This window comes from Uliginosibacterium sp. TH139, from assembly GCF_002855595.1.
Taxonomy (GTDB): Bacteria; Pseudomonadota; Gammaproteobacteria; order Burkholderiales; family Rhodocyclaceae; genus Uliginosibacterium; species Uliginosibacterium aquaticum.
This window is the reverse complement of record NZ_PKRR01000005.1, coordinates 292,782-301,074: the sequence shown is the minus strand read 5'-3', so window position 1 is coordinate 301,074 and position 8,293 is coordinate 292,782. Positions and strand designations below refer to the sequence as shown.

6 protein-coding genes are annotated in these 8,293 nt (G+C 56.6%); 1 reads left to right on the top strand and 5 read right to left on the bottom strand.

Going from position 1 to position 8,293, the window contains the following annotated elements; genetic code table 11:
• Nucleotides 1-56: 56 nt before the first annotated feature.
• Both C0V76_RS13960 and C0V76_RS13955 read right to left on the bottom strand, forming a co-directional pair.
• The gene (locus C0V76_RS13960) at nt 57-401 is read right to left on the bottom strand and encodes a hypothetical protein (protein ID WP_143707431.1); all 345 of its coding nucleotides are present in this window, start codon (nt 399-401) and stop codon (nt 57-59) included.
• Nucleotides 398-1,234: a TnsA endonuclease N-terminal domain-containing protein gene (locus C0V76_RS13955; protein ID WP_158239248.1), complete on the bottom strand. Its 837-nt coding sequence runs from the start codon at nt 1,232-1,234 to the stop codon at nt 398-400. The genes C0V76_RS13960 and C0V76_RS13955 overlap by 4 nt, the downstream gene beginning before the upstream one ends.
• A gap of 189 nt (nt 1,235-1,423) precedes the next feature.
• On the opposite strand from C0V76_RS13955, the gene C0V76_RS13950 reads away from it, so the two are divergent.
• Nucleotides 1,424-1,759, top strand: a complete 336-nt coding sequence (locus C0V76_RS13950) for a DUF6471 domain-containing protein (protein ID WP_216821742.1) — start codon at nt 1,424-1,426, stop codon at nt 1,757-1,759.
• 288 nt (nt 1,760-2,047) lie between these two features.
• Here C0V76_RS13950 and C0V76_RS13945 read toward each other — a convergent pair whose 3' ends face one another.
• The 3 genes from C0V76_RS13945 to C0V76_RS13935 are packed head-to-tail and all read right to left on the bottom strand — an operon-like array spanning nt 2,048 to nt 7,951.
• Nucleotides 2,048-4,282 carry a DEAD/DEAH box helicase gene (locus C0V76_RS13945; protein ID WP_101943177.1) on the bottom strand — a complete coding sequence of 745 codons (2,235 nt, stop codon included), beginning with the start codon at nt 4,280-4,282 and terminating at the stop codon, nt 2,048-2,050.
• Nucleotides 4,251-5,546, bottom strand: a complete 1,296-nt coding sequence (locus tag C0V76_RS13940; RefSeq protein ID WP_101943175.1) for an ATP-binding protein — start codon at nt 5,544-5,546, stop codon at nt 4,251-4,253. Before C0V76_RS13940 ends, C0V76_RS13945 begins: the two co-directional genes overlap by 32 nt.
• The gene (locus tag C0V76_RS13935) at nt 5,543-7,951 is read right to left on the bottom strand and encodes a TerB N-terminal domain-containing protein (RefSeq protein WP_101943173.1); all 2,409 of its coding nucleotides are present in this window, start codon (nt 7,949-7,951) and stop codon (nt 5,543-5,545) included. Before C0V76_RS13935 ends, C0V76_RS13940 begins: the two co-directional genes overlap by 4 nt.
• Nucleotides 7,952-8,293 lie beyond the last annotated feature (342 nt).

The window sequence follows — 8,293 nt, the reverse complement described above, 5'->3', positions numbered from 1 at the left end:
ACGGCGACATAGCCACGCAAATGGCATGTCTCCGATAGACTACGAAAAGCAGTATTTCATGAAGCTCGGAGCAGTCTAGGGAAGCCGGGGCGATTCAAGGCATCCAGGATGCCGGGGTGTTGAATAAGGGGCTCGATAGCGTCGTAGGCCTTGTCGCGGCGTGATACGGCTGCTTCGGAGTGTTTTCGGGGGGCGGCTGGGGCGCTTGCTTCGAACTCGACTAACAGACCTTCGCGCAAGGCCTCTTCCACGCTTTCCAAGAGATGGGGTCGAGGTAGCGCTTTGGGGTGTTTAAGGTCGAAGAGCCAGGCCATGTTGTTGACGGGGTCGACATTGAGGATGCGTAAGTTATTACCGCTCTCCACCAAGGTGAGTATCTGGTTTTTGAACAGCATCGTCATGCTCTCCGGGCTTGCGGGGCAACATTAGGCGCCAGGCTGAACATGACAGCCGGCTGCCGGGCCGGGTCTGGCGTATTGAGGTCTGTCAGGAGTTCGCGATTCCAGAGCAGTGCTCGGACAACACGCAGGCCTGTGCCCGGTTTGACTCCTGTCAGTCGGTCGTAGTTGTCGCAGAACTGGGTCAGGCTACCAACTGGCTTGCGCGACAACTCGTTGATGAGACGCTGCCGGTGCTCCGCAAAGGCGCCGTCGTATTCGTAGGTGTCGTCGTCGTTGATGCTGGCCCCGCGGCACCAATACACGTTGTCAATTTTGTTTTTCGGGAGCGAACTGTCGAAGACGAGGTGATGGGGTACGTCGCGACCACTGAAGTAGCTGCGTTCGATTTCGAGTTTCTCAACGTCGCGTTCCCCGTCCACCCCGTTCTCCCGTTTGCAGCTGAACGCCCGAACGACCTGCTCCCCATGTTCCTGGAGGATGACCAGAAAATCGCAGGTCATCACTGTGGAGACAGATGTGCCGGGGTAGGTTGGGTGGCGAATGCCGAGTTCAGTGGCGATGGAGAGCGTCTGCTCGCGCTTCAGTGGGTACTGTTCCCGGATGTCTAGCACTGCTGGCGAAAACTCCAGCAGAAGGAACAACTGCCATTCCACCTCGGAGAGGAGGTGATGGACGCGACCTGTCTTTTGACTGAATACGCGGCGACTATAGCCACGGGACGAGAAGTCGTTCACCTGTACCCAAGGCTTGTATTCAGCGCCAGCCCCTTTGCCTCGCCCCTCTCGTTCCAGCTGGGCGATTTTTGCTTCAGACCATTTAATCTTGGCTGCCATGCTTGCTTTCCACATACCTGCCGGCAGCGGAGCGCGGCCGGGCATTTGTTTGAAATGTCCCCGGCCACAAGGCAGCGGGGTCAAGGTATAGGGGGAGGGCACAGCCGTGCTGCGCTGATGCAGCTAAAAAATCCCATATATGGGATGTATATCGCGGTAGTGATGGTGTGTTTTTGATAGACTGGTGCGATGAACGAGGAGCCCACCACCGATTTGAAATCGTTGCCGTACTGGCAAGCAGAGGCGAAGGGCATCCTGAGAGCCGAGTTGCAGCGACGTGGTGTGACCTACGCAAAGCTGGCCAAGCTGATGCAGGCCAATGCAATGCACGAGACGGAGCGCTCTCTGGCGAACAAGATTTCGCGGGGCTCGTTTTCTTTCGTGTTTTTCTTGCAGGTGATGCGCGTTCTGAAGGTGACGCACCTGTCGCTGGCACCCACTGAAGCGGTGGCCTCAGTGCTGTATTCGGGGCAACCAGCTCAGTATGGGGAAGACCAAGCCCCTTCCTTGGGCAGGAAGGAGTAGGCGAGCGGTAACGTCGCCGGGTGACGGAAAACGGAAGACGCCGGAGTCGGCCCTGAGCTTGTTTGCGCTGCCAAAAATGTCTTGAAACCCGCATGGTTGCGTCCTTTTGGTCCGTTCACCAATAGGGCAACCTGCCATCTGCGGCATAAAGCTTAGGCGCATTTCAACGGTTGGCTCACTGAGAGCCTGTTTTTACGGTATCCATTTTTTTCAACTATCGCAAGTAACCAATTGGGCCGTCTGTTGTAACTGAATTGTGCCTCGTGTGGGAAAGCTCGCTGTTTCAGCTCAAGACTGCGCCACCAACTTCCTTGCAAGTAACTGTGCTCCAGTTAGGTCAAGGTGGAGTGACGCGAACGACTTGCGGAGCAAAGTTTCCGGCAGCGCCCAATCCCACTTCTCGCGAACTAGATTCTTGGCATCTGCCAGAACTGATTGAGGGTCCAGGTGTGGCCGCTCCGCGATGTCCGTCAACGCGTCAATTACCCTATCGGTGGAGACGCCAGAAACAGCCAACGCCACCCCCTCGTTTGTTGCGTTCAAGCCCGCAGACGCCAGCAATATCGCGAGGCCATCATTTACCCAGTCACCACGCCATGTAAGCAGTATTGCTTCGTTGCCATTCTTGATGAGCCAGTTCGAGTCAAGGTCCGCTCTTCGATAGTAGTGGCGGGCTTCGGTAAGAAGCGTTGATGCAGTGGCATCCAGGAATGGAACTGGGTTCGTCTCACTCAGTACCTGGCGCATCTCCTGTCGAACAATGTCGTGGACCATGCCGGTACCCCCATCAAACGCCGGTGGGGCTCCACCTTTGTCCGGAGCGACAACGATGACTTTTTGCTCCGAATTCACATCAATCACACGCCAGCGACGGCCACCGAAGATGATGCGCTGGTTCGGTAGTAGAGGGTGCGAAACAGGCAGTGAGCCGAGTGTTCGACCTTCACACACAATCCTGAATTCATCGTCCGAAGCAAATGCTGCGTAGAAGTCGTAGTGATTGACGAGCTTTTCACCAAGCTCCCCATGCAAAAGTAGCCCGGAGCTATCCTGGCTGACTAGCAGCTTGTCACCGAGGTGACGGAGCAAGGAAACGAAATCGTCGCGGGAGCAGGATGAGAACGCGCCATCCTTCACCAAACAGGCCCACAACTCCGAGGCGGTGGCGCCACCCTGTTCAGCAACGATGGAGAGGAGTTGCTGTACAAGGGTAGATAAATGCAGGCCGCCGACCCTGGGTGGTTCAAACCATCCGTTGATGAGCAGCCTCACCATCGCTACCGACTGAACGAGTCCCTCGCGAAGGCAGTCAGATAGACCTGATTTGGGCCCCAGCTCGGGTTCAATGCAGTAACCGCGCAATATTGCCGGCTCGCCTTTGCGGCGGCCAGACCGGCCTAGTCGCTGGCGGAGGCTGGCCACGGACGGCGGAGACCCTATCTGGCAAACGCTCTTGACCGTGCCAATGTCGATGCCAAGCTCGAGCGTTGTGGTGCAGATAGCTGTGGCTGCTCGAACACCATCCTTCAAGGCTCGTTCGGTCTCCTCGCGGAATTCCTTGGAGAGGCTGCCGTGGTGCGCCCAAAATTCGTTGGGTGCGTTGTTCCGCTCGCAGTTTCGACGCAACAGGTCGGCATAGATTTCGACCTGTCTGCGACTATTGGGGAACACCAGATTATTGGAGCCCCGCAGCGCGGCATAGAGGTGTTGAGCGACCTCAAGTGTGCTTCCTTGTACGAGGTCCTCCATGGTGGGGTCGTTAAGGTCGGGCTCTCCTTCTGCTCGCGGAGGTTTTTCCACATACCCTTTGATAAGTACCTTGAGTTCCTGACCACCACTTTTCGCCACAATTAACTCGACGGCACTTGCGCCATCTGGACGAAGGAAGCTGGCGGCCAAACCCATGTCTCCAAGGGTCGCGGACAAGCCCACAAGCGGGAGCTTTCGCCCAACAGTTCGTTCGAGTCGATGGAGGAGAGATTGAAGCTGCTTGCCGCGCTCAGAGCCGATGAAGGCATGCAGTTCGTCGATGACTATGTAGCGAAGTCGGGACATCAGACCTGGCATGGCGGAACCACGCCGCACGAACAAGGCTTCGAGCGATTCCGGTGTGATGAGCAGAATGCCACTCGGGTCTTTGATGAAGCGCTGCTTTTTGCTCGCAGCCACATCGCCGTGCCAGGCAACGACAGGGATGTCCAACGACTCGCACAGCTCAGATAGCCGGCTCCACTGGTCGTTGATGAGCGCCTTCAAGGGCCCAATGTAGAGCACAGTGCCAATGTCGTGCTCTTGCCTCAGCATGTGGGTCAGGATAGGAAAGAAGGCGGCTTCGGTCTTCCCCGCTGCGGTTGCCGCTGCCACGATGACGTCGCGGTCGGCGTCGATGAGGGCAGGAATGGCCTTTTCTTGGGCATCGCGCAGGGTTGTCCATCCTTCGCCCCATATCCACCGCTGGATGCGCTCATCCAGCAGTTGAAAGCCCTGGGAGTCAGAGCTTGAAGCTGGCGAGTTCGTCATCATCCTCTACAGCCGTATCAGCAACAGCACCGTCGTCCTTCTCGATGGCCACGTGGTCAAGTAGTTCAGCCCAGTTCACAGTGGGGTTCTGTTCGAGAATCGCCAGCAGATTGATGAACGCGGTGATGGTCGTCCGTGGTGTCCTGAAGTAGGCGTCCCCGAGTCGTTGGGCACAATGCGTCATGAAGGCCGGTATTGCCTCATCAGGCACTAGATACTTTGCGGGGTCTCCAGAGCTATAGACATGTCGCAGCTTGTTGAGCAGTACGTAAAAGTCCTCGGGAGTAAGGCTGGCCAGTCGCAGCACCGGGCCGGAGTAGTCCACCATGCCAGCTTTTGCAAAGGTGTTCTCAGCCAGACGGGATTGCAGGGCCGCGTAACTGTAGAGCCCACGGCGCGTATCCATCAGGAACTCCGGTGTGCCGCCGAGCACGATACCGAGGCCGTCGGCTGAGCCCTGGAGAGAATCGTTGAGAATTCGGAGAATCTGTTCGTAGTTCGCGTTACGAGCCTGAGTGTTCGAAAGCTTGTAGAGGTTCACCAGCTCATCGAGACAGACCATCAAGCCGGCGTAACCGGCAAGCCGGACGAAGCGTCCCAACAACTTCAATTGGTCATATATTGAAGCGTCATCAATGATGGTGCGGACACCGAGTGCCGCTCGAGCGTCTGTTTTTGTAGTGAACTCTCCGCGAAGCCAACGAATGGCGTCTGATTTGAGTAGCTCATTGCCTTCGTCGAACCCGCGGCAATATGCCGCTATGACCTCGGCGAAGTCATAGCCGTTCACCATCTCTGAAAGATGGTCCAAGCGTTCTCGAACGACATCTTCACTGGGTTTTCCGCTTACCTTTGCTTCGGATTTCGCCTGTGCGATGAACTTCTCGACGATGCCGGGCAGAGCGCCTCCATCAGGCTTGGTGCGCGTCGATAGATTCTTGGCCAGTTCCGCGTAAAGGGAGCGGGCTTGTCCTCCTGTTGCATGGAGGCGGCGGTCCGGATTGAGGTCGGCATGCATCGTGACGAGCTTCTTCTCCATCGCGATGGCACGGACCAGATTAAGGAAAAACGTTTTTCCCGAGCCATATTCCCCGATGACGACTCGGAATCCCGACCCTGCGTCAGCGATGCGCTCAACGTCCTTCATCAGGGCTTCAAGTTCCTTTACACGTCCAACCTGAATCAGATGCTGACCCACTCGCGGGACCACTCCCGCACGAAGTGACTGAATAACCGCATCACGGTCTTTTGCGCGTATTGTGCTCATACAGGGAGCGCCTCCAGGATTTCCTTGTTGATTTCAATAGGGTCATCTCCCTCGGTTAGCGGTGCTTCGAGGGCATCCAAGGCCGCCTCATTGATGTGCTCCAGTGCGCCATCAAGCATGAGTTCCATATCGGAGGCTGCATCCGCGAGTTCTTCCCGAAGCCAAGAGCTTCGAGTAATGAGCAGGCGAACAAAGGCCGAATGGTCTGCATCAAGGCCGAGGATTCCAGAGGGCTGCGCGGACTCCTCGGTGGGTTCTGTCTCGGCAACGGGTATCGGTTCGTGTGTTTCTTCGTCCACGAACACCCTTGCAAGCAGTTCGGATACCTCTGCGGTTTCCTTCTCCAACTGCGCAATACGAGCAGGGTCGAGAGCGAAAGTCCCCCCGTTGGTTGTGGCCGTCGCAATTGGCGCTTTGGTTGTGGTGTCTGCAGAAGGCGTTGCAACGGTTGATGCGGGGGCGCTTGCGTGTAGGTCGGAGTACACGAGCCTGGCGTCGAGTGCCATTGCTTTGTAGGTGCGCTCCAGGAACTTCACTTCAGCCGGACTTACGACGCCATCAACCTGCGTCAGGTGGGCCAGAAGTCGACATATCGCGTGGCGTGCGTCCTCGGCCAAGGGTTCGAGCTTCTTCTTGAGGCTAGCAAGAGTTGCAGGCTGGTCGATGCCAAGACGAAGGTGTGCTCTGAGCCGCTTGCGTTGAGTATCGCTCAAATGGGTCCAAGCGTTGATTTGCTTGGTCAGCGACATCAACTCGTGTGCCGAGACTTCGCCGTCGGCATGCGCAGCCATGCAAGCCAAGTCGAGCGTGGCTGCGGCAGCTTGATAGGCATGTTCACTTCCCCCTGCGTCGTCTTCGGTTGCAATCGTGAATAGGGCAATCTTGTCCTCGGCCTTGGGCGTTCGACTTCCGGTGAGAACATCCGGCTCCATGCCGATGTGGAGTGCCTTGAGTGCGCGGGCCAAGCCCAGCACTTTGTCGCGAGACAGAGGGCCGGCACTTTTGAGACGACCGGAAAGTTCTCCAAAGGCCATAACGAGCATGCCTTCGCCCACACGGCTCTTGATGTCATCAAGCTCGGCACGAACAGTCGTGGGCCAAAGCTCTACTGGCAACTGCAGTAGTCCTTCAAGCGCTTGGGCCTTGTCTGGATTGCGTCCGATGAAGCGACTAAAGGAGTCCAGTGACTCAGTGCAGGTATCTACCAAGGCTTGCAGCTTCTGAATAGGTCCTTTGACAGCCGTGACGTCAGGTAAGTCTCCGATGTTACGGGGGGCGACACATCCGGCCAGGGCGCTCGATGCCGGATGGTAAGAAACTTGGAGTTTTGTCTTATTGAGCCTAAGTACGATGCCATCCCCATAGGCTTCTGCGTACTTGCGACTGAAAAGCGACTTGAATTCCGTTTCGCATCGAGACACGGGGGTCCGCCGGCAGATGTTTGGGTCGTTCAACGCCCATGCCATGGCCCACGATGCAGGAACAGGTTTTTGCGCGACAGCAAATTTCCCCAGGCCGAGTTTCAGGCTCAGTGGCAATTCATAGCTCTGCTCAAGGACTTTGGGTGGGTCAGGTGTTATGGGCTGATTGTCGTAACCTCTAGCTTCGATGAAGGCGAGAAAGCGACTTGCATAGCCATGGAAGGAGTTGTTTTCTCCGTAGATTTTGAGCAAACGTCGGACTTCTCCCTGAATGGCCGCGGCCTCACCACTCATCGTGGAATCCACGCCAAGGTCGACCAAAACTCGGCGCTCTAGGCCGTAGAAGAACAAGAAAACGTATCCAATGTTAGCGTCAGGCGCACGCCGACCATCGGCGAGCCACTGCAGATAGGCACGTCGTGCGTCGGGAGATATGGATGAATACGAAGGCCAATAATCGGTGAGTCGAAGGGACCAGTCGACGGGGCTACTGGAAATGCGCAACTTCGGATTGATGAGTGATGGCTCTGTTTGGCCATACTCGTTCCGCTGGCCACTTGCTACGTAGAGCAGCCCTCCGGGGACATCGAACCCGGCGAGGTTCACGTTCTCACCGGCGGGTACCCATCGCACTCCGTCACTTGCATTGGTGGGCTGAGGAACACGGTATTCACTGTCCTCTGGCGTTTCGTCGACGACAAAGCTTGCGTACTTGTCGTCCCCCATTTTTTGGGCTGGCTGTCTAGGACGGGCAGGTGGTGCCGGATTGGGCGTGCGCGAAGGATATGGCTGCGCACTTTTGCTTGGTAGGGACGATCCAGCGCTTGATTTTCCGCCCAGCAGTTTCTTGGCGAGCCAAATAACAAACACTGTGCCGCCTATGAGAAGAATGAGGACCCAAACCTCCTTTGGAATAGACGCGATGGCCCCGATTATGATGACTGCTCCGATGAGCAGCGGACTCGACCCCGATTTCTTTGCCATAAGTACAGGTTGCCTCGTCTTAGGTCAGGAGGCGGCAGATAGCCGTCCGTCTAACTCGACATATTAATGTGGGATTACGCCAGACGGTTTATGGTGGCTGTCAATCGGCAGCGGGAGCGCTTGTGTAATGACGTATTTGCCGCATGCGTGGCAAAGGCTGGCAGGCAATAGAGTTAGGTGTGGTCCGTTCTGTCCAAAAGGGCACTCATGTTGAATTGGGGCTGCAATTGGCCGTCCCTAGTGTTGCTCCACCGCGCCAGACGGGCCGCGTGGCTGTTCTTGGCTAGGTTGAAGCGCTCACACACCTTGAGTGGCACGTTGGGCCCATGGAATCTTTTCGGA

Coding starts and splice junctions, on each gene's coding strand:
- C0V76_RS13950 (WP_216821742.1), top strand. CDS start 1,424: ATGAACGAGGAGCCCACCACCGATTTGAAATCGTTGCCGTACTGGCAA.
- C0V76_RS13960 (WP_143707431.1), bottom strand. CDS start 401: ATGACGATGCTGTTCAAAAACCAGATACTCACCTTGGTGGAGAGCGGT.
- C0V76_RS13945 (WP_101943177.1), bottom strand. CDS start 4,282: ATGATGACGAACTCGCCAGCTTCAAGCTCTGACTCCCAGGGCTTTCAA.
- C0V76_RS13955 (WP_158239248.1), bottom strand. CDS start 1,234: ATGGCAGCCAAGATTAAATGGTCTGAAGCAAAAATCGCCCAGCTGGAA.
- C0V76_RS13935 (WP_101943173.1), bottom strand. CDS start 7,951: ATGGCAAAGAAATCGGGGTCGAGTCCGCTGCTCATCGGAGCAGTCATC.
- C0V76_RS13940 (WP_101943175.1), bottom strand. CDS start 5,546: ATGAGCACAATACGCGCAAAAGACCGTGATGCGGTTATTCAGTCACTT.